The sequence below is a fragment of the Bacillus sp. PK3-067 genome (assembly GCF_056738645.1).
The window spans coordinates 4,897,153-4,921,636 of sequence record NZ_CP096490.1; the positions used below are offsets into that span (position 1 = coordinate 4,897,153).

At 35.7% G+C, this 24,484-nt stretch carries 32 protein-coding genes; 18 read left to right on the plus strand and 14 right to left on the minus strand.

What is annotated here, in order from left to right:
- The first annotated feature begins 242 nt into the window (after positions 1 to 242).
- The 4 genes from M1D73_RS25310 to M1D73_RS25325 all read left to right on the plus strand — a co-directional run bounded on the left by M1D73_RS25310 (position 243) and on the right by M1D73_RS25325 (position 3,215).
- Positions 243 to 1,313, plus strand: a complete 1,071-nt coding sequence (locus M1D73_RS25310; protein WP_000682068.1) for an NAD(P)/FAD-dependent oxidoreductase — start codon at positions 243 to 245, stop codon at positions 1,311 to 1,313.
- Between the two features lie 233 nt (positions 1,314 to 1,546).
- Positions 1,547 to 1,720 carry an aspartyl-phosphate phosphatase Spo0E family protein gene (locus M1D73_RS25315; protein WP_001054090.1) on the plus strand — a complete coding sequence of 58 codons (174 nt, stop codon included), beginning with the start codon at positions 1,547 to 1,549 and terminating at the stop codon, positions 1,718 to 1,720.
- 54 nt (positions 1,721 to 1,774) lie between these two features.
- The gene (locus M1D73_RS25320) at positions 1,775 to 2,434 is read left to right on the plus strand and encodes an ABC transporter ATP-binding protein (RefSeq protein ID WP_100655076.1); all 660 of its coding nucleotides are present in this window, start codon (positions 1,775 to 1,777) and stop codon (positions 2,432 to 2,434) included.
- Positions 2,418 to 3,215, plus strand: a complete 798-nt coding sequence (locus M1D73_RS25325) for an ABC transporter permease (protein ID WP_000679249.1) — start codon at positions 2,418 to 2,420, stop codon at positions 3,213 to 3,215. Before M1D73_RS25320 ends, M1D73_RS25325 begins: the two co-directional genes overlap by 17 nt.
- A gap of 240 nt (positions 3,216 to 3,455) precedes the next feature.
- On the opposite strand, the gene phnA is transcribed toward M1D73_RS25325, so the two are convergent.
- The 6 genes from phnA to M1D73_RS25355 all read right to left on the minus strand — a co-directional run bounded on the left by phnA (position 3,456) and on the right by M1D73_RS25355 (position 7,322).
- Positions 3,456 to 3,797, minus strand: a complete 342-nt coding sequence (gene phnA / locus M1D73_RS25330) for an alkylphosphonate utilization operon protein PhnA (protein ID WP_000212737.1) — start codon at positions 3,795 to 3,797, stop codon at positions 3,456 to 3,458.
- A 159-nt stretch (positions 3,798 to 3,956) separates the two neighbouring features.
- Entirely contained in the window at positions 3,957 to 4,238 is a 282-nt protein-coding gene (locus M1D73_RS25335) for a hypothetical protein (RefSeq protein ID WP_000626486.1), read from the minus strand.
- 69 nt (positions 4,239 to 4,307) lie between these two features.
- Positions 4,308 to 5,099, minus strand: a complete 792-nt coding sequence (locus M1D73_RS25340; protein ID WP_121868609.1) for a DUF2628 domain-containing protein — start codon at positions 5,097 to 5,099, stop codon at positions 4,308 to 4,310.
- Positions 5,100 to 5,393: 294 nt separating this feature from the next.
- Entirely contained in the window at positions 5,394 to 6,071 is a 678-nt protein-coding gene (locus M1D73_RS25345) for a CPBP family intramembrane glutamic endopeptidase (protein WP_001019585.1), read from the minus strand.
- A 96-nt stretch (positions 6,072 to 6,167) separates the two neighbouring features.
- Positions 6,168 to 6,962, minus strand: coding sequence for a nucleotidyltransferase domain-containing protein (locus tag M1D73_RS25350; RefSeq protein ID WP_000788485.1), 795 nt, complete (start codon positions 6,960 to 6,962; stop codon positions 6,168 to 6,170).
- Between the two features lie 51 nt (positions 6,963 to 7,013).
- On the minus strand, positions 7,014 to 7,322 hold the full coding sequence (locus M1D73_RS25355; RefSeq protein ID WP_000248588.1) for a YuzD family protein: 309 nt from the start codon (positions 7,320 to 7,322) through the stop codon (positions 7,014 to 7,016).
- Between the two features lie 195 nt (positions 7,323 to 7,517).
- Here M1D73_RS25355 and M1D73_RS25360 point away from each other — a divergent pair, with 195 nt between their 5' ends.
- Positions 7,518 to 7,754 carry a NifU family protein gene (locus M1D73_RS25360; RefSeq protein WP_000431159.1) on the plus strand — a complete coding sequence of 79 codons (237 nt, stop codon included), beginning with the start codon at positions 7,518 to 7,520 and terminating at the stop codon, positions 7,752 to 7,754.
- Between the two features lie 321 nt (positions 7,755 to 8,075).
- Complete coding sequence (locus M1D73_RS25365; protein WP_001125507.1) at positions 8,076 to 8,291, plus strand: hypothetical protein; 216 nt, start codon at positions 8,076 to 8,078, stop codon at positions 8,289 to 8,291.
- A 61-nt stretch (positions 8,292 to 8,352) separates the two neighbouring features.
- Here M1D73_RS25365 and yutH read toward each other — a convergent pair whose 3' ends face one another.
- On the minus strand, positions 8,353 to 9,354 hold the full coding sequence (gene yutH, locus M1D73_RS25370; protein ID WP_000614215.1) for a spore coat putative kinase YutH: 1,002 nt from the start codon (positions 9,352 to 9,354) through the stop codon (positions 8,353 to 8,355).
- A 120-nt stretch (positions 9,355 to 9,474) separates the two neighbouring features.
- Between yutH and M1D73_RS25375 the strand changes: the two genes are divergently transcribed.
- The gene (locus M1D73_RS25375) at positions 9,475 to 9,966 is read left to right on the plus strand and encodes a phosphatidylglycerophosphatase A family protein (RefSeq protein WP_000665103.1); all 492 of its coding nucleotides are present in this window, start codon (positions 9,475 to 9,477) and stop codon (positions 9,964 to 9,966) included.
- Between the two features lie 23 nt (positions 9,967 to 9,989).
- On the opposite strand, the gene M1D73_RS25380 is transcribed toward M1D73_RS25375, so the two are convergent.
- On the minus strand, positions 9,990 to 10,469 hold the full coding sequence (locus M1D73_RS25380) for a GNAT family N-acetyltransferase (protein WP_000351156.1): 480 nt from the start codon (positions 10,467 to 10,469) through the stop codon (positions 9,990 to 9,992).
- A gap of 162 nt (positions 10,470 to 10,631) precedes the next feature.
- Between M1D73_RS25380 and M1D73_RS25385 the strand changes: the two genes are divergently transcribed.
- The 5 genes from M1D73_RS25385 to M1D73_RS25405 all read left to right on the plus strand — a co-directional run bounded on the left by M1D73_RS25385 (position 10,632) and on the right by M1D73_RS25405 (position 16,095).
- The gene (locus tag M1D73_RS25385; RefSeq protein ID WP_001106082.1) at positions 10,632 to 11,735 is read left to right on the plus strand and encodes an HpcH/HpaI aldolase/citrate lyase family protein; all 1,104 of its coding nucleotides are present in this window, start codon (positions 10,632 to 10,634) and stop codon (positions 11,733 to 11,735) included.
- Positions 11,680 to 13,026 carry a phosphoribosyltransferase family protein gene (locus M1D73_RS25390; protein ID WP_000856290.1) on the plus strand — a complete coding sequence of 449 codons (1,347 nt, stop codon included), beginning with the start codon at positions 11,680 to 11,682 and terminating at the stop codon, positions 13,024 to 13,026. The genes M1D73_RS25385 and M1D73_RS25390 overlap by 56 nt, the downstream gene beginning before the upstream one ends.
- Before the next feature lie 5 nt (positions 13,027 to 13,031).
- On the plus strand, positions 13,032 to 14,144 hold the full coding sequence (locus tag M1D73_RS25395; RefSeq protein WP_121868608.1) for a cysteine protease StiP family protein: 1,113 nt from the start codon (positions 13,032 to 13,034) through the stop codon (positions 14,142 to 14,144).
- Positions 14,141 to 14,956 (plus strand): HAD family hydrolase, encoded by an 816-nt coding sequence (locus tag M1D73_RS25400; protein WP_000575375.1) that lies wholly within the window; start codon positions 14,141 to 14,143, stop codon positions 14,954 to 14,956. Before M1D73_RS25395 ends, M1D73_RS25400 begins: the two co-directional genes overlap by 4 nt.
- Positions 14,957 to 15,513: 557 nt before the next feature.
- Positions 15,514 to 16,095, plus strand: coding sequence for an NAD(P)H-dependent oxidoreductase (locus tag M1D73_RS25405; protein ID WP_000683442.1), 582 nt, complete (start codon positions 15,514 to 15,516; stop codon positions 16,093 to 16,095).
- Between the two features lie 145 nt (positions 16,096 to 16,240).
- On the opposite strand, the gene M1D73_RS25410 is transcribed toward M1D73_RS25405, so the two are convergent.
- From M1D73_RS25410 to M1D73_RS25420, 3 genes are all read right to left on the minus strand, one after another.
- Positions 16,241 to 17,005, minus strand: a complete 765-nt coding sequence (locus tag M1D73_RS25410; protein WP_000276467.1) for a TIGR01457 family HAD-type hydrolase — start codon at positions 17,003 to 17,005, stop codon at positions 16,241 to 16,243.
- 109 nt (positions 17,006 to 17,114) lie between these two features.
- Positions 17,115 to 17,747, minus strand: coding sequence for a helix-turn-helix transcriptional regulator (locus M1D73_RS25415; RefSeq protein WP_000503344.1), 633 nt, complete (start codon positions 17,745 to 17,747; stop codon positions 17,115 to 17,117).
- 80 nt (positions 17,748 to 17,827) lie between these two features.
- Positions 17,828 to 18,268: a DUF86 domain-containing protein gene (locus M1D73_RS25420; RefSeq protein WP_000274006.1), complete on the minus strand. Its 441-nt coding sequence runs from the start codon at positions 18,266 to 18,268 to the stop codon at positions 17,828 to 17,830.
- Positions 18,269 to 18,415: 147 nt separating this feature from the next.
- On the opposite strand from M1D73_RS25420, the gene glpX reads away from it, so the two are divergent.
- The 3 genes from glpX to M1D73_RS25435 all read left to right on the plus strand — a co-directional run bounded on the left by glpX (position 18,416) and on the right by M1D73_RS25435 (position 20,541).
- Positions 18,416 to 19,387, plus strand: a complete 972-nt coding sequence (gene glpX, locus M1D73_RS25425; RefSeq protein ID WP_000439090.1) for a class II fructose-bisphosphatase — start codon at positions 18,416 to 18,418, stop codon at positions 19,385 to 19,387.
- 16 nt (positions 19,388 to 19,403) lie between these two features.
- Positions 19,404 to 19,670 carry a DUF3055 domain-containing protein gene (locus M1D73_RS25430; protein WP_000392606.1) on the plus strand — a complete coding sequence of 89 codons (267 nt, stop codon included), beginning with the start codon at positions 19,404 to 19,406 and terminating at the stop codon, positions 19,668 to 19,670.
- A gap of 373 nt (positions 19,671 to 20,043) precedes the next feature.
- The gene (locus M1D73_RS25435) at positions 20,044 to 20,541 is read left to right on the plus strand and encodes a hypothetical protein (RefSeq protein ID WP_001174567.1); all 498 of its coding nucleotides are present in this window, start codon (positions 20,044 to 20,046) and stop codon (positions 20,539 to 20,541) included.
- A 45-nt stretch (positions 20,542 to 20,586) separates the two neighbouring features.
- Here the strand turns inward: M1D73_RS25435 and M1D73_RS25440 are convergent, their stop codons facing one another.
- Positions 20,587 to 20,889: a YutD family protein gene (locus M1D73_RS25440; RefSeq protein WP_000435943.1), complete on the minus strand. Its 303-nt coding sequence runs from the start codon at positions 20,887 to 20,889 to the stop codon at positions 20,587 to 20,589.
- A gap of 118 nt (positions 20,890 to 21,007) precedes the next feature.
- Between M1D73_RS25440 and M1D73_RS25445 the strand changes: the two genes are divergently transcribed.
- The gene (locus M1D73_RS25445) at positions 21,008 to 21,586 is read left to right on the plus strand and encodes a YhcN/YlaJ family sporulation lipoprotein (RefSeq protein ID WP_000744132.1); all 579 of its coding nucleotides are present in this window, start codon (positions 21,008 to 21,010) and stop codon (positions 21,584 to 21,586) included.
- 34 nt (positions 21,587 to 21,620) lie between these two features.
- Here the strand turns inward: M1D73_RS25445 and M1D73_RS25450 are convergent, their stop codons facing one another.
- Entirely contained in the window at positions 21,621 to 22,355 is a 735-nt protein-coding gene (locus M1D73_RS25450) for a MerR family transcriptional regulator (protein WP_000178775.1), read from the minus strand.
- Positions 22,356 to 22,455: 100 nt separating this feature from the next.
- Here M1D73_RS25450 and M1D73_RS25455 point away from each other — a divergent pair, with 100 nt between their 5' ends.
- Positions 22,456 to 23,271, plus strand: coding sequence for a YhfC family intramembrane metalloprotease (locus tag M1D73_RS25455; RefSeq protein WP_002204855.1), 816 nt, complete (start codon positions 22,456 to 22,458; stop codon positions 23,269 to 23,271).
- Positions 23,272 to 23,296: 25 nt separating this feature from the next.
- Here the strand turns inward: M1D73_RS25455 and M1D73_RS25460 are convergent, their stop codons facing one another.
- Positions 23,297 to 23,728 carry a hypothetical protein gene (locus tag M1D73_RS25460; RefSeq protein ID WP_001038431.1) on the minus strand — a complete coding sequence of 144 codons (432 nt, stop codon included), beginning with the start codon at positions 23,726 to 23,728 and terminating at the stop codon, positions 23,297 to 23,299.
- Between the two features lie 133 nt (positions 23,729 to 23,861).
- Between M1D73_RS25460 and M1D73_RS25465 the strand changes: the two genes are divergently transcribed.
- Positions 23,862 to 24,416, plus strand: a complete 555-nt coding sequence (locus M1D73_RS25465; RefSeq protein ID WP_000720176.1) for a histidine phosphatase family protein — start codon at positions 23,862 to 23,864, stop codon at positions 24,414 to 24,416.
- Positions 24,417 to 24,484: the final 68 nt, after the last annotated feature.

Consider the following 24,484-nt stretch of genomic DNA (forward strand, 5'->3'; position numbering starts at 1 on the left):
TTCATTACTTCACTTCAAAGTAGATGACTTCTTCTATATAACATGCTACTTCCAATGAAATAGTAACTACAAAGGAAAAACAGTTTATTTTACTTTTCTTCTTATTGTACAACAGAGTATTCATTCATGCATTGTTATTTGTTCACAAATTCGATATAATTTGATTGAGTAAAGTCAAAATATTTTATTAATATAAAATTTTATGATTAGGGGATATTTCAACAGAAAAGGGGTAATCCATCATGAAACACCTCGTAATACTAGGTGGCGGCTACGGTGGAATGAGAATTCTGCAAAGGCTACTTCCAAGCAACCAACTTCCAGATGATGTACAAGTGACATTAATCGACAAAGTACCATATCATTGCTTCAAAACTGAATATTATGCATTAGTTGCGGGTACTATTTCAGAAACGCATATTCGTATACCGTTTCCTGAACACCCACGCCTCAATATTCAATACGGCACAATAACAAATATTGACCTCGAAGAAAAAGCTGTTCATCTCGATGGCGGCGAAGCAATCCAATATGATGACTTAATTATCGGACTTGGCTGTGAAGATAAATATCATAACGTTCCTGGGGCTAGGGAATATACACATAGTCTACAATCAATTGAACAAACACGTAAAACCTATGAACAATTAAATAGTCTAGAACCAAATGCAACAGTAGCTGTTGTTGGTGCTGGCTTAAGTGGCGTTGAAGTAGCAAGTGAACTTCGTGAAAGCCGTTCTGATTTAAAAATCTATTTATTTGATCGAAAAGATAGAATTTTATTCCCGTATCCAGAGAAATTAAGTAGATACGTAGAAGAATGGTTTGTAAAGCATAAAGTTAACATTATACGAAACTCTAACATTACAAAAGTAGAACCAAATATTGTGTACAACCACGATGAACCACTTGAATGTGATGCAATCGTCTGGACAGCTGGTATTCAAGCAAATGAAGTTGTTCGAAACCTTCCAGTTGAACAAGATGGTAGCGGACGGGTTGTTTTAACAAAATATCACAATATTCCAAACAACGAGCACGTGTATGTTGTAGGAGATTGCGCAGCACTTCCACATGCACCATCTGCCCAACTTGCTGAAGGTCAAGGAGAACAAATTGTCCAAATATTATTAAAACGTTGGAATAATGAACCACTCCCGGATGAACTACCTGTTATTAAATTAAAAGGTGTTCTAGGATCTCTTGGTAAGAAACATGGATTCGGTTTACTCGCAAACCAACCATTAATGGGACGTGTACCGAGATTATTAAAATCTGGTCTTCTTTGGATGTACAAATATCATAAAGGTTAATACTTTACAGGCTGTCTACTATGTAGGCAGCCTCTTTGCATCAGTTTTTAAAAATTATCAGACACATCTTTCTCAATATTTATAATGATTTATTTTTCATTTTTATATTAAAAAATATTGATAAACATTGTATGCTATTTGTAAGTTGTTTTATTATTTCCTTGAAGACCGAATTCATTCGGTCTTATTTTTTATGTGATAAATACTTTTGTAGGAGGCATTACATTCCACTTATGAACTTATCGAAACTAAACAATCGAATAGAAGCGAAAAAGAAAGAGTTAATCTATCTCGTTGAACGATACGGATTCACTCATGATAAAGTGATTTCTTTCAGCCAAGAATTAGATCGTTTACTTAACTTATTAATAAAACTCAAGACGCAGAAAAAACGTTGCTCTTTATAACCGTTATCTTCTCTTTTTTGATACGATATAACTAGAATCAGAAAGGAGCGATTTATGTTTATATTAAAAAACGTTATATATAAAGATATACTACACATTCCTTATTTACAGATTCAAAAAGAAAAGATTACTTGCATTATCGGTGAAAGCGGAAGCGGAAAAAGCACGTTGCTTCGCATGTTAAACGATTTACAATCTCCAACATCCGGCACAATTAAATATAACGGAAAATTAATTTCTGATTATCATCCTATTCAATTACGTCGTGACGTAGTTATGCTTGGGCAAACTCCACCTATTTTTGATGGAACCGTTAAAGACAACTTATTAATGGGACTTCGTCTTTCTGAAAAACCATTTCCAAATGATGATGCCCTGCGGAGTGCATTACAAACCGTTAGCTTAGACAAGCAATTAGAAGATAGCGCCTCCTCACTATCTGGCGGTGAAAAACAAAGACTTGCCTTTGCACGTATCGTACTTATGGATCCGCCTGTCTATTTATTAGATGAACCTACTTCAGCATTAGACAGTGATACAGAACGCCGCGTTATGAAACAATTTACTGAACTAGCACGAAAAAAGAAAAAAACAATTATCTTCATCACACACTCACAACAACTTCCAGAAGAAATTGCAGACGACATTATTGAGATTAGTAAAGCAAACGGTGCAACTAGAAAGGAAGTGCTCTCTGTTGAAGGGCGTTATTGAACTCCAAATTTGGCAACTTGCAGCTGCCTATATTTTCATTCTTATTTTAATTGGACTTGTAAAATTAAAAGGAATACCTCGCGAAAAACAAATCGCGCTCGCAACATTCCGTATGACGATTCAGCTCGTACTTGTTGCATATGTCCTTACATACGTATTTGAAAACAGTAATCCATTTTATACAATTGCTCTCATTACTTCTATTACTACCTTTGCAATTTTTAATATTTATAAACGAGTTAACATCCCAATGTCTAAAGAATTAAAACGAGTAGCCGCCCTTTCCATGGTCGCCGGATCAATTGGGCCACTTCTACTATTTATCTTTGTTATTATCGGACATGATCCGTGGTATGCTCCGCAATATATCGTCCCTATTACAGGAATGTTAGTTGGGAATGCCATGACTGGTGTTTCTCTCGGCGCAAATACGTTCTTAAACAATATGAAATCGCAAAGAGGTCAAATTGAAGGTGCACTTATGCTCGGCGCAACACCGAAAGAAGCAGCTGCTCCGCTCATTCGAGACGCTTTTGACTCTGCTATTTTACCAACAATTAATTCTATGGTCGGAATGGGAATTATAAGCTTACCAGGCATGATGACTGGTCAAATATTATCCGGTATATCACCATTCACAGCCATTCAATATCAAATCGCCATCATACTCGGTATTTCTGGAAGTACTGCCTTTGCTGTCATTATCTTTTTACAGCTTGGATATAAAACGTTCTTTAATAAGCGATGTCAATTGAAAGAAATTGACTATGGTGCACGGTGAATCGTGCGTAGTTCACGATGAATGAAATTATATTAACGATTTTTTCAATATATCTATCATAACTTGCAATATATCAACGATTTTTCAAATATATCTATCATAACTTGCAATATATCAACGATTTTTCAAATATATCTATCATAACTCAGAATATATCAACGATTTTGTACGAAATATCGATTTACCGACAAAAAGTGACATAATAAAAAGAGGAGGCTATTCGCCTCCTCTTCTATTTACTTACGCCTTCTTAACGAACTGTGATTTTAACTTCATAGCTCCGAAGCCGTCGATTTTGCAATCGATATCGTGATCGCCATCAACTAGACGGATACTCTTTACTTTCGTACCGATCTTCACAACTGAAGAAGTTCCTTTTACTTTTAAATCTTTAATAACAGTAACTGCATCGCCGTCTTGAAGAACGTTTCCGTTCGCATCTTTTACAACTTTCGCACCATCATTATTTTCAGCTTCTGCTTCTTGGCCCCACTCATGAGCACATTCTGGACATACGAAAAGAACGCCATCCTCATACGTATATTCTGAATTACATTTTGGACAATTTGGTAAAGTAGCCATAAATTCATTTCCTCCGTTCATTATTTATACGTAAAAATCAAAATTGATGTTTACATCTCGATAAATAAAATTTGTATAGCATTTCTTTATAGTGCCATAGTCTCACGTTATTGACAAGCCTACCTCAAATTCTCATTTTTTATTGTATTTTACAAAATTTCAATTTGTCTGCCGTTTTTCTATTTGCTCTTCTACTAATTTTAAAAATCTTCGTTGTGCATTTTTATTTTTTACAAGCAATCGAACTCTTAGCTTACTTTTTAAATATGAGCGAACTTTGTAGTTCGTAATAAATAACTTTCGATACTTTTCGTCTTCATATATGATTCGAAACCATTCATACTGCTGCAAGTAAAGTATGTTAGCATCAATCTTTTTCGTGTGTAAACCCGTACTTAAACTAATCGATCCTATTAGAGCTTCTATTAATACTGAAATCATTTCTCTCCCCCTAATAAACAAAAGAAGAACCTTCACAAGATTCTTCTTTTCAAAATGAACGAGTTCCCTCTAGAAACCCCAATTATTTTCTTCAATGTAAATTTGATATTCTTCTACTTCACTTAACTTCTTATTATTTTCATATACCTCTTGCCACTCGAAATAATCTTCATCGAAATAAACAGCAAATTTAATTTTCACGTTTTTCTTCTCTGTATAATCATAACCAGTAAACTCTACTACGTCATAATCTTTTTCTTTCTTCACAAACTTCCAAGTTGGATTATCATTCATAATCTCTAAAGTAACCCCTTCACCAGTTGAACGAACAACGTTTTTAATATTCGGCTCAGTTGGTAAAAGAGAAGGTCCGAGCATAGCTCCGCCAAACACAATCCCGACTATAACTTGTAAACCAATCATACCAGCAATACTCACGCCACCCTTTGATTGTAAGAAATACGCCTTCTCATGATCAGACGCATCTTCTCCCTTACGAAAAACACGAACACCATGCTTATAATATAAACGGTTTCCTTGCCATCCAGTAAATATCATCATTCCTAATTGAAGAGCTAAACTAAATGTTACATAAATCCCCTCTGGAATATCTATAAAAGGGGTTATAACTATACTAGGTATAGCCAATAACGCAAATATAATAGATAACTTATACATTTTGCGATAAGCTAACCAAAAGGTTGGAAAGAAAAAGGCTACCCAATTCCATGTATTCCCTTGCGCAGGGTTTTCTACTTTACCCCACTTAAAATCATAATAAGCTGTATTCTTTTGAACAACTTTATGTAATTCTTGTGGAGAAATCGTTTCTTGTAAAACAGTGTCCTTCACGTACATCATCCTTTTCTTATTTCTATATACATTTATTGTATATGGACAAAATGAAGGAATCTAACAAAAAGTACACATATTTCATAAAAATGAACGGAAATCGAATATATTCCGACAATTATCCGTTTCTTATTTCATTTTACTTTTAAATATATTAGAATACTTATGAATGATACGTTTAATACACTAAGTTAATCATTTTGTATATTTGATAATAAAAATGTTTCACATGAAACTATTTATATTTTGTATTACCTTGCCTCTACACAATGCGAAAGACGCCCTTTTCAAAAAGGCGCCTTTTTATGGTTGAAAATTCAATAATAAATAAAACGAATTATTTAATAAATGAATCCCAATTGGAGCGAGTAAATTCTTCGTTTTCTTATATGTGTATGCTAAACATATACCCATACCCAAAATATATAAAATACTACCTACTGTAAGGGGATGGCCAAAACTAAATATGAAAGCACTTATAACGGCACTAGTAAGTGTAGAGAAGCGCTGAGATAATTTCATAAAAAACATACCTCGAAATACAATTTCCTCCCAAATAGGCGCAAAAATTGTGAGCACAACTACGTATAAAATGATTTCACTTGTAGTAGGTTCTATTACTATATTAGATTCATCCACACCAAGCCCATGTGGTAAAACTAAATTTAATACCGCAAGATACATAAGCATTACAATCGTTGTCATTACTATCGTTACATAATGTTTAAAATTATTGAATTGTAATGATTTTATTAAATGTAAGCAGCAATTTCTTGCCGGTGCATACATTACGATAATCATACAAAACGTGAAAGATGGAATAAGATGATCTACATACCATGGGTATAAGGAAGAATCATATAAAAGGTTCAAAAAACCAATTCCATGCATGACCCCAAAAATAATTACTAGAATGCTAATTACTTGGCGCATACTCATTTGTTCATTCTTTTCTTCATATGTAACTAATTCTATATTCATCCTATCTCCCCAGTATAATTAAACCTTTTTAACCATTATATACCAAATAAAATATAAAAAAGACAATACCCCCCACTGTATTGTCCATTTTCTTCCCTACCATTTCTCTCTACACGTCTCAATTAAATGCAGTAAGTACCTCTTCGTCATATCTGCCCTTCTCCACCTTGAGAGCATTCTCTTTTCTTTTGGATTGTGCCGTATTCTCGCTACTTCTTTTAATAAAAGCTCCCATTCTTCCGCTGAACGTTCTGACAAGTATTGTAATCCTCTATCTTTTGAAACGATTGTTTTATGATCTAGTGTATATAAAATACGTCCCATCGTAACGACAGCTGATTCTACCCACTCTTCTATAAAAAATAAATATGGCTTCTTCGCCTTTTCACTCCAGTACTGTTCTACGTTGTATTTCATCGTATTTACTACATCATTCCATTGTATTTGCAGCGGAAGATCTTCTGCTTCTTTTCCTGTAACTGTAATGCCTTGATTTTTCAACGTCCACCATGTGACCGCATTAATGTCCCAATGACCAACATTGGCTTTACCATCTGCACAATACACGTACTCGTTCATTTCATCATTGTATTTCCCTAAGTCAGCAAGCGGAATATACATACCGTCCATTCTTTTACCTAGCGTATTGTCACTAAGTTTCTTATGTAGTTCCACAAGCTGCTGTTTTTCAGCTTCATTCACGGAATCATTTATCACTGTAACAAAATCAACATCGCTCGTTTCCTTATGAAATGCACCTAGTGCGATGGATCCGTAAATATATACCCCGACTATTTTTTCATCCAAAAAAATTTCTTTTAATTCTACTGTGTACCGCTCCATTAACTGTTGTACTTCCGTTGGTAACGCATGCTTCACTCCATTTTTCATATCTATCCCTCCAATAAAAAAGCCTTTGCAAATTCGCAAAGACTTCTTGTTTTATAAATATTTCTCGATTTCTTCATAAACATCCTTCAAACGAGGATTTCCTTCTCCAACAATTTCTCCATTTACAAGAACGACCGGATAAAATAAATCTTCTTCCACTACGCGCTCAGCGAATGCTTTTTTATCCGCATCTTCTTGTTCTTCTTGGAAATCAATATACTCGAAATTAAATTTATTTTCTTGTCCTTCATATTTACGACCAATTGCCGCTTGTAACCATTCAAACGTTTCTGTTGAAGATGGCATTCCGACGCAGCTCGCACAAATTACTTTCGTCCCATACACTTGAACATTAACCATTTCTTCTCCCCCACTTCTTGTCCCAACAGTATATTCAGATGTCTTATTACATAAGCACATCATTTTACAAACTTATTCCATACCCCTATACTGAAAAAACACGATACAATATTTCGACAATAAAACAAGAAGAGAAAAAATAGATTTTCCCCTCTATCTTGATTATAATAAAACTGATGAAAGGAGTCGATAAAAATGGAAAACCCACATATGCAAGAACAAGTATTAGAAGTATTAGATAAATTACGTCCATTCTTACTTCGCGATGGCGGAGACGTTGAATTAGTAGACATTGAAGAAGGTATCGTAAAACTACGCCTTATGGGTGCATGCGGAAGCTGCCCAAGTTCTACAATCACACTAAAAGCTGGTATCGAGCGCGCGTTACTTGAAGAAGTACCAGGCGTTATCGAAGTAGAACAAGTATTTTAATCTAAAAGCAGAAGCGGCTCGTTCAAAATGTGAGGGGGGATGGAGCTTCTGACATAGAGGCGCTTTTTGCCTCGGCGGAAGAAGCGAAGCCACCGAACATTTTAGCCGCTGGAGCTAGATATTAATCTAAAAGCGGAAGCGGCTCGTTCAGAATCGCCTTCTAAAAGGAGACCAAATTTGGTCTCCTTTTTTTATTCAAATCACATTTATCCGTTAACATCATAAAACAAAATTGGAAATCCTTCTCAAAAAATGCGATAATTAATACTATATAGTGAATCGTTCACACATATACAGTAAAAAAACATAGGGGGACGACAGATGCCAAAAATGGGGAACACTTTTGTAACAATTCAAGAACTAGAAAAGAAAAAAGAGTATTTATTAGGCCTTTCATCCGTTATACCAACATGGAATACAAGCTATCAATTTTTATTTAAAGAAATCCAGCAAGAATTATTGGGTAAAGTAAATGAAAAGCTCGAAAGGCATCAATTCGTTTTAAATATATGTACAGATCAACAGGTAGGGGCATAATGTATTACATAAAATTGTGGTATATAAAAAAGAGACCTCACTCGGTCTCTTTTTTATATTTTCAAGATAACCAATCTAATTTTCTAATCCCAAGCTTATCTACTGGTAAACGAAGTGAGCCATAAAAGTGCTTCATAAATTGCTCTGAGCGGTTTACATCGTGTAAAATGGCTTCTAAGCGATCTCTATATATGCTTTTTTGTTCTTCGTTTCCAGTTTGGTAATATCGTTCGACCGTTTCAAAATAGTGAAGTGGGAACAGGAGCCTTGCAAATAATAAACGCCAACCAAATGAGGACAGCGAGTAATTCCGTTCATAATCTGTAACAAATTGAACGATTGTTTGATCCCAGTCTTTCTTTTTTTCAATCATCATATAGCGAATCCATTCTGCTATATCTCGAGTTGGGTGATCATACACCCAATCAAAAGGGAGTTTGAGACGCTTCGTTTGATGCCATAATAAAGGTGTGAATCGTTCTTGGCAAATTGTCGCTGCATCCGTTAGTTGCGGCGTATCATCCATTTCTGTATCAACAACATATTGAATGGCATTTTCTGCAACTCCTAAGTAATACGGGAAGGATTCAATAAACAATTGATCGAATACGTCTGTAGGGTGGTTCATCACTTGTGATTGCCAAAACTTTTCTAACTGATCGAGTCTCTTTTCCCATAACGCTTTCCATTCACCAATGCGGCTTAATTGCTCGATTTCTTCTGGAAAGAATGCACCTCGTTTATGGAATATAGAAAGTTCACTTCCTAATGACGTAGCATGTCGTTCTAACGCTCGCATACCTTTTAATAAGCAGTAATTTTGTTCTTCTATCTCACTTACATAGTAGCCGTGTATAGTTGGAACGAAAGTCGCTACAGTTATATCCCCTTGCTGGTTCATATAGTCACTGAGCTTTTTCATCTCTACAAGTACTTCTTCCTCCATTTCTCCAATTGGAACAAGTACATAAATTTTGTTGCGAATCCAAAAGCTTTTATAGGGGCCCAGGGGGATTAATTCTTTAACATGCATGTGATAATGCTCATAAATATGCTGAATCATCGCAGTCGCCACCTATGGTTTTTCTTTATATATATGAGCTTGTGCTCGCCTTTCATTCCTATGCACAGGATAAAGCAACGAAACGTATACAAATACTAAAAAGAAAAAAAGGTGATAAACATGAAAGAATCAAATCAACTACAAGAAAGAGCATTACAACTATTACAAGAACGTGGTGTAACAATTGACGATATTGCTGAACTTGTTCATTTTCTTCAAAAAAAATATCATCCAAATTTAGAGATGTCAGAATGCCGTTACAATGTAGAACGTGTACTATCAAAACGTGAAGTACAAAACGCACTGATTACTGGTATCGAGCTTGATGTCCTTGCTGAAAAGGGAATGCTAAGTGAACCGTTACAAGATATTGTAAAACGTGATGAAGGCTTATACGGAATTGATGAAGTTATCGCACTTTCTATCGTAAACGTGTACGGCTCTATCGGTTTCACGAACTTTGGATATATTGATAAATTAAAACCTGGTATTTTAGAATACTTAAATGATAAATCAACTGGAAAGGTGCATACATTCCTTGATGATATCGTTGGCGGAATCGCTGCCGCTGCTTCAAGCCGTTTAGCGCACCGAGCTGAGCACTCAGAATAATAATGTTTTCTAGGCCGTCAGTTTCATTCTGACGGCCTTTCGTATTCCATAAGCATAAATTCTCTTCCGCGGCTCAAAAAAATAATCCCTTGTTTAAATCCGATATTTTTATATAACGTAATCGCTCTTGTATTAAATGTTGCTACGCTTAATCGAAACATTTTTGCATTAAACTCTTTCCTGGCAAACGCTATTCCAGCTTGGAAGAATTCTTTCCCTATTCCCTTCCCAGTTAACGCCGGCTTCATGCCAAGTCCGATATCAATCACATCTTCTCCACCATATAAATTAGCATCTCTTCCACCTGGCACTTGTGCATTTGCTCCAAAACAAAAATAGCCGATGAGGTCTCCTTGATCGTCACAACAGCCATAATACGTTCCATCTAATAGCTCTTCTATTACTTCTTTCTCGCCTGAAAAACTATATAAACTATAAGGTTCCTCGTACGTCCACGTATTTATCTTCTTTGCTTCTTCTATCGTTAACTTATGTATATCCACTTTCTCTTTCCCCCTATTATATTTCTATTAACAATATTCGATATTCATCTTATAATTCATCTTTCTCAATATATTTTTTAAATTTATCGCTTCATTTTTATGGAAGATTTTTCTTATTATGTTACGATTAAACAGAATCATTACAAATAAGGTGGTGACAATTTGAATTACTTTTCTTATCTCTCCTCGGAAGAACGGCAAAATTTTTTCTATAAAGAACCTCTTAGTTTTTCAAAAAATATAGGGAAAGAACAACTAGCTTACGCACTAGGCGCCACACTATATACTCCTGGCACGAAAGAAACGATTGCGGAAGATATAATTAGAAAGAAACATGTGGATGCTACCTCAATTATTCTTTGTCTAGAGGACGCTATCAGCGATGAGGAAGTAAAACTTGCAGAGCAAAACATCGTCGTTCAAATACAGCAAATCGCTAACTTAGTCAGTGCCAACATACTAAATCAAGCAGACATCCCGCTTCTTTTTATTAGAGTTCGACAGCCAAGTCAACTGAAGACAATTGTTACTGAATTAGGTAGTGCTGTTCATTGTTTATGTGGTTTTGTCTTTCCAAAATTCACACCGATTAACGGAAAGACTTATATCGATCAGCTTGCATATATAAACGAGTTATACTCATTATCGCTATATGGCATGCCGATTTTAGAATCCCCCGAAATTATGTATAAGGAAACACGGGCAGAATCATTATTACAAATAAAGGATTTACTAGATTCTTATCACGATTACATCTTAAATGTACGTATTGGTGCTACTGATTTTTCAAGTATATTTAGTATTCGGCGCAATAAATACACACCTATCTATCATATTACCGTTGTCCGTGATTGTATTTCAGACATTATTAACGTTTTCTCAAGGGCAACAAATGAATATATTATTTCAGGATGTGTATGGGAATATTTTTCTAATGATCATGAAGAAGGGCTTATTCAAGAGGTATCACTTGACCATGCAAATGGCTTAATCGGAAAGACAGTTATTCACCCATCTCATATTAAAGTTGTACAGGCAATGCACATTGTCACAATGGAAGATTATTTAGATGCGAGATCAATTTTACAAAATGCAGATACGTATAATGGAGTGCTAAAAAGCAGTTTTTCTAACAAAATGAATGAAGTAAAACCTCATTATGGCTGGGCTCGCAAAACCATTTTAAAATCTAATATTTACGGGGTGCTACATGAAAACAAACAATTCACCGATCTCCTTATTACAAACGCAAAGCAACACGTATAACGTTTTAAATAATATACAAGTCCATGTAGAAGTACATGATAATCCATATAATTTAGCGCTAGACAATCTTTTTCAAATGGCTGCGAGAATAAATAAGAAACGTAGTTTTTTATTTGTGAGTACAATCCTTGGAAAGCATCTTCCTATTAAACCTGCAGTCTCTCTATCAAGTGGAGTTGCTCTCGCTGCAAGATATTTGGAAATACTACATAATATTTCTCATCCATTTCAAAAAGAAATTTTAAATCTCATTTCATTAGAAATTGATGAAATCCCAGAGGAAGGATTTCGTTATCAATATCCTCTGCAAGAAGAAGTTGTGTTCATCGGATTCGCTGAAACAGCGACAGCACTTGGTCATTCTATGTTTCAATGCTTTCAAAATGCAAAGTATGTGCATACAACTAGGGAATCGATACCCCACCTAGAATCTGTCATTACATTTGAGGAAGAACATTCTCATGCAACATCGCACCGTTGTTATGTAGATGAAAGCTTTTTTCAAAACAACAACCCGATTGTTCTCGTAGATGATGAGATGACAACAGGAAAAACAGCATTAAATATTATTAGATCTATTCAAAATAAATTCCCACGAGAAGAATATATAATTGCTTCTTTATTAGACTGGCGTTCTCATACTAATAGAAAACAATTTAAACAATTAGAAGAAGAACTTCAAATTAAGATTCATGTTATTTCTTTATTAGAAGGCAGTATTCATACAACTGGCCAACCATTAAATATTGCAAAAACAGATATTCAAATTAAAGAAACAAAACCTGATTTCAAAAAGCATACCCTTACCTGTCCAAAATCACCCTATACATCAAATTATATAAAATATACTGGGCGATTTGGCATTTCAGCATATGAACAAAAGCACATTCATTCTTTCGCTCAAGAAGCAGGAAAAACTTTAAAAAGAGAAAGAATGGGAAAACGAACACTCTGTCTCGGAACGGGTGAATTTATGTATATCCCAATGAAAATTGCTGCTGAAATGGGTGAAAATATTTTATATCAATCTACAACAAGAAGCCCTATCCATCCTGTTTCAAATGATGTAAACTACGCCATTCATAATCATTTCTCATATCCAAGTCCTGAAAATTCTACTATTACAAATTACTTTTATAATATTTCACCTCATGATTACGATGAAGTATTTGTTTTTATTGAGCGTGATTTAGGAGAAGAAGCCCTGTTTCCTCTTCTACAGCAGTTACAAACAGTTATTCCTTTTATTCATATCGTCTCATTTTCAAATAGCATAGAAAAGGAAGGTTGATAATTATGGTAAAAGTAAATTCTCATATTAGTAGTTACAATCCAAATGATGCTATTTTTCTATTAAAAGATATTAGTGATTTAATGAAAGAAAGTTCCACGGAAACTAGAGAACAAGCAATTCAAGCTGGCACACATTATTCCGAAATGTTACCAATGGAATATAAACCATCTAAAGCGTATATGGATTTATTCTTTTCTTCCCTGCAACAATATAAACACAAACTAGCCATCGCTGTTGGAGTTGTCGCCGAACAGATTATACAAACTAAAGGAACTAACCTTGTCCTCGTTTCATTAGCTCGTGCTGGTACACCTATTGGCATTCTTATCAAACGCTACATACGCTATCAATACAACCTTGATGTACCTCACTATTGTATTTCTATTGTTCGCGGACGCGGTATTGATGAAAATGCACTCCATTATATTTTGGAACATCACCCTAAAGAAACAATTCAATTCATTGATGGGTGGACTGGAAAAGGTGCAATAAAAAAAGAATTAGAATATGCAGTACACACATTTAACGAACGAAATAATACACACATTTCTCATTGTATGGCTGTGCTTGCTGATCCCGGTTACTGTACTTCAATTTACGGTACACGTGAAGATTTTCTTATTCCTAGCGCTTGCTTAAATGCAACAGTCTCTGGACTAATTAGTCGCACTGTACTAAATGACACCTATATCGGTCCAAATGATTTTCATGGTGTTAAATATTATAAAGATCTAGAACAAGAAGACTTATCAAATTTCTTCGTTGATGAGATAACAGAGTTATTCCCTTCTGTTCATTCTCATATAGATAATCAATTACGTTATATTACTTCAACTTACACTGATCCCTCTTGGCAAGGATTAAAAGATTTACAGTCTATCCAAAATCACTTTGAAATTGACGATATTAACTTAATTAAACCAGGAGTCGGTGAAACAACTCGTGTATTACTCCGGAGAATACCGTGGAAAATTTTAATACGTAAGCAAAACAATCCCGATTTAAAGCATATTTTACTTCTCGCTAAAGAAAAGAATGTCCCAATTGAAATCTATGAGAATATGGCTTATTCATGTTGCGGGCTCATTAAGCCTCTTAGGAAGGAAACAATATGATTTTCGCCAGTGATCTTGATCAGACGCTTATTTATTCCCGGAAATCGTTTCGTGCCCCTATAGAAGATGAATCAATTCAACTCATTGAAACTTTAGATGGGAAAGAAATTTCTTTCATATCACATAAAACCATTTCACTACTAAAAAAATTACAACTGCACTCACATTTCATCCCAGTTACAACAAGAGCTATTAAGCAGTTTCAGCGTATTGCTTTATTCCAAAACGAAATCATTCCCGAATACGCCATTACAAGTAACGGCGGCAATATCCTTCATAATGGGAAACAAGATGGTACTTGGAACAGGACAGTAAAAGAAAGACTATCGGTTGAATGTATAGAGAGAAACGACATACTAAAGGAATTTGGACAAATAGCTCATAAAGATTGGGTTATATCGCAAAAAACAGCTGATGATCTATTCCATTATTGCATTATTAAACGGGAGAACATTCCTTATGATGAATTATCATCCTTCACTTCCTGGTTAGACAAACAAGGCTGGAATCATTCACTTCAAGGTAGAAAGCTATACTTTGTACCAAAACCAATTAATAAATGGGACGCCGTGCAATATATAAAAGAAATTTTGCAAATAGATACGATTATTACAGCTGGGGATTCTTTACTTGATTTATGCATGCTTGAAAAGGCGAACCATGCCTTCGCACCACTTCATGGTGAGTTAGGGGCAATGCATGATAACTTACAACCCCATATTTTAAAAACAGACGCAATCGGCATATATGCCGCAGAAGAAATCGTAAATAAATCACTTCAAATTATTCACAGTTCATTACCTACCTCATGATCATCATATGCACAATTGCATACGCACCGCGGTTAAACAGATGGTACAATTTATTTGAATCGCTGTTGCTACACTTCTTGATTAGAGAAAAGGCGTTAAAACGGAAATTAGCGTCTTATCAACCTCAAGCAATTGGCACATTTTGTCATCTTAAAAGACACTCGAACGAGTGTCTTTTTTTCTATATCCAACAAGGACTTACTCATTTCAAAGTATAAATACATAAAATAATGTAAATCATGACACGCATGAATCACTTTCTAAAAGTTATAAAGTAGATTCAAAATAAAAAAGCACTCTTAACTAGAGTGCTTTTTACTTTCAAACAAGGAGGCTACATATATGGATAGTACTCTCGTATTTAACTTAGGCATTGGTATTGTTATCATTTTATTCGTCTTCTTTGTACTTTGTATGAGCGGGGTATAAAAAGGCGATTTTCGAGCGTCTTTTTATACACATACATATGTATTACTTGACTTCTATAAAAGTAGTAACCATAATAGTTACAGAAATACAAATAGCTATTCACATATCCACAAATAGGAGGAAGAAAAATGAAACATGTAATCGTTTATGCACACCCGAATACAGAAAGCTTCAACCATGCGATTTTAGAAACGGTAAAAAGTGAATTAGAAGGAAAAGGTCACGAAGTACGCGTTCGCGATCTATACGAATTAAACTTTAATCCAGTATTAGGCGCTTCCGATTTCATCTCATTTTCTCAAGGAAATACACCAGAAGATATTAAAGAAGAACAAGAACATATCTCTTGGGCTGACAGCATTACATTCATTTATCCAGTGTGGTGGGCGGGACTTCCTGCTATTTTAAAAGGATACGTTGACCGTGTATTTAGCCATGGATTTGCTTATGCTTACGGTGAAAACGGCATTGAAAAGTTATTAAGCGGTAAAAAAGGATTGTTATTATCTACAATGGGCAATACGAAAGAGGCATACACAGCAGGCGGCATGTTTGATGCAATGAAGAAAACAGCGGATGTTGGTATTTTTGAATTTACAGGTATTGAAACACTTGAGCATACATTCTATACAAGTGTCCCTTCTGTGGATGACAGTGTGCGTAAGCAATATCTTGAAGAGGTTAAAAACGTTGTGAATCGTGCATTCTAACAAAATTATATCGGCGATTTTTCAAATATATCGACTTACCGATAAAAATCAACACTAGTCACAACTGAATGTTAGCCCACACCAATCGGGCTGCCAGCAAATATCAGAAAAAAAGCTGTTCCAAAGTTTGGAACAGCTTTCTTCATTACATCTTCTCAATCCACTCCGTCAAGTTATGCACAACTTGCGTCGGTTGTACTTCGTATTCTGTTAACTTCTCCACAGTTGTGACTCCAGTGTGGACAAGAAGCGTATGCATACCAGCATTTATTCCTGCTAAAATGTCTGTATCGTAGTTATCCCCAACCATTAATGCTTCATTCTTTTCTATGCCAAGCACTTTCAAAGCTTGTTCCATAATGATTGATTCTGGTTTTCCGATAAAGATTGGATCCACACCTGTTGATACTGCTACAACTGATGTTAATGAACCATTACCTGGTAATAATCCTCGCTCAGTTGGGATGGCAATATCCCCATTTGTAGAAATAAACGTCGCGCCATTACGCACAGCAAGACACGCTTTTGCTAATTTTTCATATGTGATGTCACGATCTAAACCCACAACAACGAAATCAGGATTTTCATCCACAAGTTCAAATCCTTTTTCCACAAGTGCATCGTGTAAGCCTTCTTCACCAATCATATATACAGTTGCGTCTTGTTTACGTTCATAAATGAAGTTCGCAGTCGCCATACTCGTTGTGAATACTTGCTCTGCTTTCGCTGGAATATCGAAACGAACAAGCTTTTCTGCTACCTGTTCCGGTTTGCGAGTTGAGTTATTCGTAACGAATAAATATGGAATGCCGCGCTCTCCTAATGCTTTTACGAAGTCGCTTGCTTCTTCAATTTGTTCTTCTCCGCGATACATCGTACCGTCTAAGTCAATTAAGTAACCTTTATACATCGATTATGTCTCTCCTTCTATGCTAACGTTCTCACCTTATCATACCACTCTTATATTACCCGCTTTTCCAAAAGAAAAAAACGCTTTACCTTAAAGCGCCCCATAACGTTCATTTTTTCTCTTTTATTTGGTAAGAACAACTACAATCGCCCTCGCACATATTTGCTAGCGTTTTCACTTCTGCGTTCGTAAATAAACGCTTATACATGTCTTTTTCATCTTCACACACTTGCGGGAATCTCTCGGCAATTTCCTTTAACGGACAGTTTTGTTTTTCAATTACGAAAGATTTCTCTCCATCTCTCTTTATTTGAACCATATAACCATTTTTCTCTTGCATAGCTGCTATCTCTTGCACTTTATATGCTAAATTCTTTTGATTACTCACTCTCTTTTGTAACTGTTCTTCCATTCGCTTCGTTCTCTCTTTTAAAACGTAACGAAGTATTTTTTCATCGCCCATTCGAGCTAAATCTTCTAGCATATCAATCGCAAATTGCTTATACTCTTTCGGGAATGTATCTTCTCCCTTTTCGCTTAATCCATACAAATAAGTTGGTCTTCCGACATGTTGCCTTACCATCTTAGAATAAATGAGTCCGTCTTTCTCAAGATTACTTAAATGTCTTCGAATCGCCATTTCTGTAATCTCTAAAACGTCAGCTAGTTCCGCTACCGTGTGCTCTCCCTTTACTTTCAACAATTGTACAATCTCGTCTTTCGTAGTACGTGCTTCCCCCATACTTCACCCTTCTCCCTTTTCTTTCTTACATACAATATAAGATCCCCAAAAGGCATTCTCTGGGGATCTTATAAGCATAATTATTCTGGTACAAATGCAGATACAGGTCCTAATTCCTTTTCTAAATAACTGCGAATATTTGCTGGGTATTTCTCTACCACTGCAATATGTTTTTGAATCGTCTTATATAATTCATCATGATTCATTTGAATATAATCTTGCGTAAGCATTTTTCGAAGAAGGATAATTTCTTTCATCCCTTGTCCATCTTCTTCACTTATCACTCGCTCGTCCATTAAAATATCAATAATATCTTCATAGCTTCCTGGATCACGCATAATAAATCCATCAATCATCGCATTTCCTACATCTAATACACAATCAATAATAAGATGGGCTATGCGCTCTAATGCGTAAAATTCAAACTCGGTTTCATATATCTTTTTCTCTTGAAATGTACTTGTTGCTCGTTCTAAACATACTAGCATTTGTTCTATTTTCTTTCTGTCTACAAAATACATGAATGTCACCTACCTGGAAATTAAAGCATTTACATTTTAATTGTAACGCTTTCTTCTGAAAAAATCGACAATTTTTCGAATTCACCTTTTCTCCGTTATTTGTTATAGTTATATTTGTATGATTTTTGAAATTGGAGGAATGGAATCTTGGAACGTGAACTCGCACTAGAAATTGTCCGTGTAACAGAAGCAGCAGCCTTAGCATCCGCACAGTGGATGGGCCGCGGAAAGAAAAATGAAGCAGATGATGCAGCAACTACAGCAATGCGTGATATGTTCGATTCAGTAAACATGGCAGGTACAGTTGTAATTGGTGAAGGAGAACTTGATGAAGCACCGATGTTGTATATTGGTGAAGAACTAGGAACAGGTAACGGTCCAGAAGTAGACATCGCCGTTGATCCATTAGAAGGTACAAACATCGTTGCAAAAGGTCTTGCAAATGCAATGGCAGTTATTGCAATCGCAGACAAAGGGAACCTTCTTCATGCTCCTGATATGTACATGGAAAAAATCGCGGTTGGTCCAAAAGCAGCTGGTAAAATTAGCTTAGATGATCCAATTGAAAAAACAATTGAAATTGTAGCAGAAGCTAACAATAAAAAGATTCGTGATTTAACAGTTATCGTTCAAGAACGTGAACGTCATCAAGATATTATTGACCGTGTTCGTGCAAAAGGTGCACGCGTAAAATTATTTGGTGACGGTGATGTTGGTGCGTCAATCGCAACAGCACTACCTGGAACGGGTATCGACTTATTCGTAGGTATTGGCGGAGCTCCAGAAGGTGTTATTTCTGCAGCAGCATTAAAGTGCCTTGAAGGTGAAATGCAAGCTCGCTTAGTTCCAATGAACGAAGAAGAAGAAGCTCGTTGTCGTGAAATGGGATTAGAAGATCCTCGTCAACTTCTTATGTTAGATGACTTAGTATCTGGGGATGATGCAATCTTCTCAGCAACTGGTGTATCTGCTGGTGAGTTATTAGACGGTGTTAAATTCCTTGGCGGAGATTTAGCTGAAACATACTCTATCGTAATGCGTTACAAAACAAGAACAGTACGATTTATTAAAACACATCACCATTTAGATCATAAACCACACTTAAACTTAGATATTTAATAAAGGAGCCATGTGTATGGAAGAACGTTTCTTTCTGTACGACGATACTGTCGCTACAAAAACTCGTTTCGTTAGCTTTATGGGAGAAAATGAGCGTCACGATTTAGCGCTATTATACTCCGATCGTCATTACGGTAAAACAATTGTCCTTGATATGCAACGCAATAAATTTGCAATCATCGGTGCTGACGATTTAAACGAACCAGGCTACTTAGAGCATGCATTTTCTATGACTGAAGAAATTGCAGAAGAATTACGCTCATTTTTATTTGAACTTATATAATTTATCGTATGCACCAGCTATTTTAGCTGGTGTTTTTCCATCACGAGAATTTCGAATTTTCAATCTTTTGTGTTATAATTAAGAATAAATCTATTTGGATAGAAAGGACGTTATCTACGTATGCCAACATTTACTTTGTAATGGACCAGCAATTGGATAGCATTACTCTCAAAAAAGCACCGTGCTTTTTCAAGGGAGTAGTCTGCCCATTCCCATTACAAAGGAACGTATTGCATCTGTAGTATGATGTTTACGGAGGTTCCTCTTTGGGGAACCTCCTTTTATTTTTGTCTTTTTCTCATGCCTTCATACTACAAGACATCCAAATAGCTGTATTACGTTCCTTTACCACTACTATAAGAGGTGAAGGAAAATGCAGAAAGTACAACTTTCTTGGAGTTTATATGAAAACGAGCAAAACACAATCGAAAAATATTGTAAAAATTGCAGACGTACTACCCTATTTACCGACACAAATATTCGTAGGCATAACGCCAACGGAAAAAACATATACCGCTTTGCCATTTATAAATGTCCGAAAGACCATACGTGGAATCAAAAACTTCGTATTTATAAAGCATTTACTGATCACGTTGAAACAGTCGATATGACGCAGCAGGATCAGCCAGAAACAACTACTACCATTTCCATTACGCAACATCAAGAAAGCGGCATAACCGAAATCACGATCGTATTAGATATCGTTTTCGGTTCCCACCGCATCGATAAAGCCTTATCCACATATATTTCCGACTGGAGCCGTACACGCATTGTGGATAAAATTAAAAATGGGGATATTCAATTAAACGGACAACAAATGAAGCCAAATACAATACTTTCTGAAGGCGATCATATCTCGATTTGTTTGTAAGCAAAAATATGCAAAAAATCCTCTTACAATTGTAAGAGGATTTTTTTATTTCTTCACTTTTCGTAATACAAAATGTGCGCAACCGAAGTTACAGTACTCGTATAAATACTCCGTTAACGTACTAATTTTCGTATCATATGTCGCACGTTGGTTACTATCATCAAAGAATCCGCGCAATCTAAGTTGCTCATATCCCCAGTCCCCAACGATGTAATCATATTTATTTAAAATTTCTGCATAGCGCTCTTTAAATGCTTCTTCACTAAAACCGTCACGAAAGTTTTTAATTACTTCGTACTGAACATTATTAATGCTCACCGTAGCATGAATCTCTTGCTTTTGCTCCATCATTAACTTCCTCTCTAAGCATTCTTCTTTTTATCGTATCACAAAGCATAACAACCAACAATTTCAAATACAAAAAATTGCAAATTAGTACATGCTATGGAGAAGGAGGTGATACATCGTGAAAAAACAAATTTTACTTTCCCTTCTCACTCTTTCCTTATTTGCAGGCTGCCAATCAGCGAACAAAGCTGAAATGGAACGTGAAGAAGGAAGCCGTGTTCTTGTTTCCAATAAAAACGACATGTATCATACGGAAAATACAAATACAAGACTCACAAGAGTCGGTTATTCTTCTAAACAAAAGCATGAAGTATCTAACAAACAAGTAGGGGCCATTAATCGCGAGAAGGTCGCTGAAATGATTACAAGCATGACAGTCAAACTTCCTGACGTTACAAACGCTGCTACACTCGTTACTGATGATGAAGTGTTCGTTGTATACCGTGCAAACACAACGGATCCAAAACTCGTAGCGGATCAAGTATATAGAGCTGCTTTGTCCATCGTTCCTCGCTATTATAAAGCATATGTATCAACAGACCAAAAGTTGATTTCTCAAATTCAAGGGCTTCAATCTGGCGCATTAAATGATACAGAATATACACAAAGCCTCGATATGTTAAAACGAGAAATGAGTAAAAATCCTCATTTGAACAATACGGGAGATCAGACTTTGAATGATATGATTAAAAAGTAAAACAGGTGGAGAAAATCTCCACCTGTTTTACTTTTTATTTTTTATTACGATCCGCATAAACCTCCATCGCATCACACATAAACTGCGCTAATCCCTCACCAAACTTATCGATATTTTTCGTAAAGCGCTCATCAGCGACGTACATTTGACCGAGTCCTTTAAAAGCATCTAACGAATATTCACCGAAGTTTTGCAAGTAATCGTACCATACTTTAATAGCTGCCTGCGCCTCTTTAGAATCTGGTGCATCGTGTCTAAGCGTTGCTAAATTTCTATAAATAGCATTAAACTCCTCTTGGTTCTCTTTTGACATACCTTTTGCATATTCGTTCGCTTTATCTACAGCTGCGTCTCCCCATTTTTCACGTGCTTCTTCTTCATATGGGTTATGGCTGAAATCGAATCCTTCAAATTTCTCTTTATTCGTCATTTCAATCTCTCCTTTTGTATGCTGAATTGTTTTATCAATCGTCGCAATCACCTTATCTAATCTGGCACGCTTTTCAAGAAGCATCTTCTTATGAAGCTGTAGTGCCTCTTCGCGATCAAATGATGGACTCATGATAATCTCTTTAATTTTCTTCAAAGGGAAGCCAAGCTCTTTAAAAAACAAAATTTGCTGCAATGTCTCTAAATTTTCATTGGAATACAGACGATATCCAGACTCTGTCGTCTCGTCTGGGGTTAACAACCCAATTTCATCGTAATGATGCAGTGTGCGCACACTAATTCCAACTAAATCAGCTACTTCTTTTACTCTCATTGTCATTTGTATCTCCCCCTTAGTACATACGATAAAGTATGACGCAACGTTAGAGTCAATAAGTAAATTCATTTTCTTTCTAAAAGTTTCATCTCTCCCCTATTTCATGCATAATAGATATGTACATATATTAGAAAGCGGTGAAAGTATGGTTTCAAATACTGTAATTGCCAGCATCATTTTTCAACTCATTGTCTCGATTCTGGTCCCAATTATCGTACTCGTTTATTTCCGTAAAAAATATAATATGAATTGGAAAGTGGTCGGCGTTGGTGTTCTTATCTTTATCGGATTCACCCAAATTCTTGAAACACCATTCCACCTATTTATGCGCGGTAATCCAACAATCGCTCCATTTTTAGAAAATCCGTTTGTCTTCGCAATTTATGGCGGATTGACTGCTGGTATTTTTGAAGAATTAGGACGCTTCGTTGCCTTCTTCTTCTTACTAAAAAAATATCTAGAATATAAAGATGGCTTCGCTTATGGAATTGGTCACGGCGGAATTGAATCTATTTTAATTGGCGGTTTTTCTGCATTACAAGCATTAATCTTTGCTAATTCTATTAACGATGGTAGCTTCGCTCGACTGATTGAACAAAAACCCGAGCTTAGCATTTTACAGGACATGTTAATTCAGCAACCTGCCTACTTATACTTCCTTGGTAGCTTAGAAAGAATTATGGCACTCGTGCTTCAAATCGCCTTTACAATGCTTGTTTTATACGCAGTCAAACAGAAGAAATATATCTTCCTAGTATACGCTATACTATTCCACGCATTTGTAGACTTTTTCGCGGCACTTTACCAAACAAAAACAATCAACATCTTCGTTGCCGAAGGAATTACACTTCTGTGTACAATTGGCGCTGTCGTTCTTATTCGCAAAATGAAAGAGAAATTAATGAGTGTACCGGAGTAAAAAATAAACCACCAAAATTGGTGGTTTATTTTTTATATGGATGATAACTTTTGCCCTCTTGCAGCTCCCTCTTTGTTTCTGCATCTATAACGATATATTTATGAAACTCTCCTACTTCATTTTGAATAAAAGAAGTGAAAAAGTATACTTGGCGATCAGAGTGAACAAAAAAATCTTGAAGTACCACTCTACCTCGACAACCGACAGCTGTTTTTTGTAGGAAAGAAAATTCTTCATCAGGCACTTCTTTAAATAAGATTTTTTTCCGAACACTATATGCTGCATTTTTGTATTCTTTATAGATCTTCTTATCTAACTGTTTATAAAAAACATCCTCACTCACAAATGACTTATTTCGATTGCTTGGATAATTTAGTTTTTGATTCGACTCTGCATAAGTTGTGGACAAGTGTATAAAAAAACAAAGACTAAATACAATACATATCATTTTATTCATGATTGCACCTCAAATGTTCATTATCCACATTACTTTTCCACATATTTAAATCAATATACTGTTTCCAATAAAAAGGAATTATTTCTACATTTGTCGAAGTATATAGCGTCAACTTGAAAGATGGGGATGAATTATGAAGAAAATTATTATAATACGACATTGTTCAGCAATTGGGCAAAAACGTGATGATGAATTAACGACCGATGGAAAAGACCAAGCAAACACCCTTGCTACATTCCTCTTAGAAAATCATCTACAAATCGATCATATTATTTCAAGCCCATTTGTCCGAGCTATCGATTCCATTCGGCCCTATGCGCTCCAAGCTAACTTATCTATCCAAGAAGATGAACGATTAACTGAACGCATATTGAGCAACATTCCAATGGATGATTGGATGCAAAAACTAGAATCTACTTTTACAAATATAGATATTGCCTTTTCAGGCGGAGAGTCAACAAAACAAGCAACAGACCGGGCCCTATCGCTTATTCAAGACGTTTTACAATTAAACCATACGACAACACTACTTGTTACACATGGCAATTTACTTACGCTCATTTTAAAGCATTTTGATCATACAATTGGCTTTAATGAATGGAGAACTTTAACGAATCCTGATATTTACGAAATTACAATCGACGAACAATGTATCATAAAACGCTTATGGGAAGCATCGTCCAAGTAATATCCCTTTCCAAAACATTCAGTTGACGCCACGAGAAGAGACTGTTCTAACAATAGAAAGGGGTATCA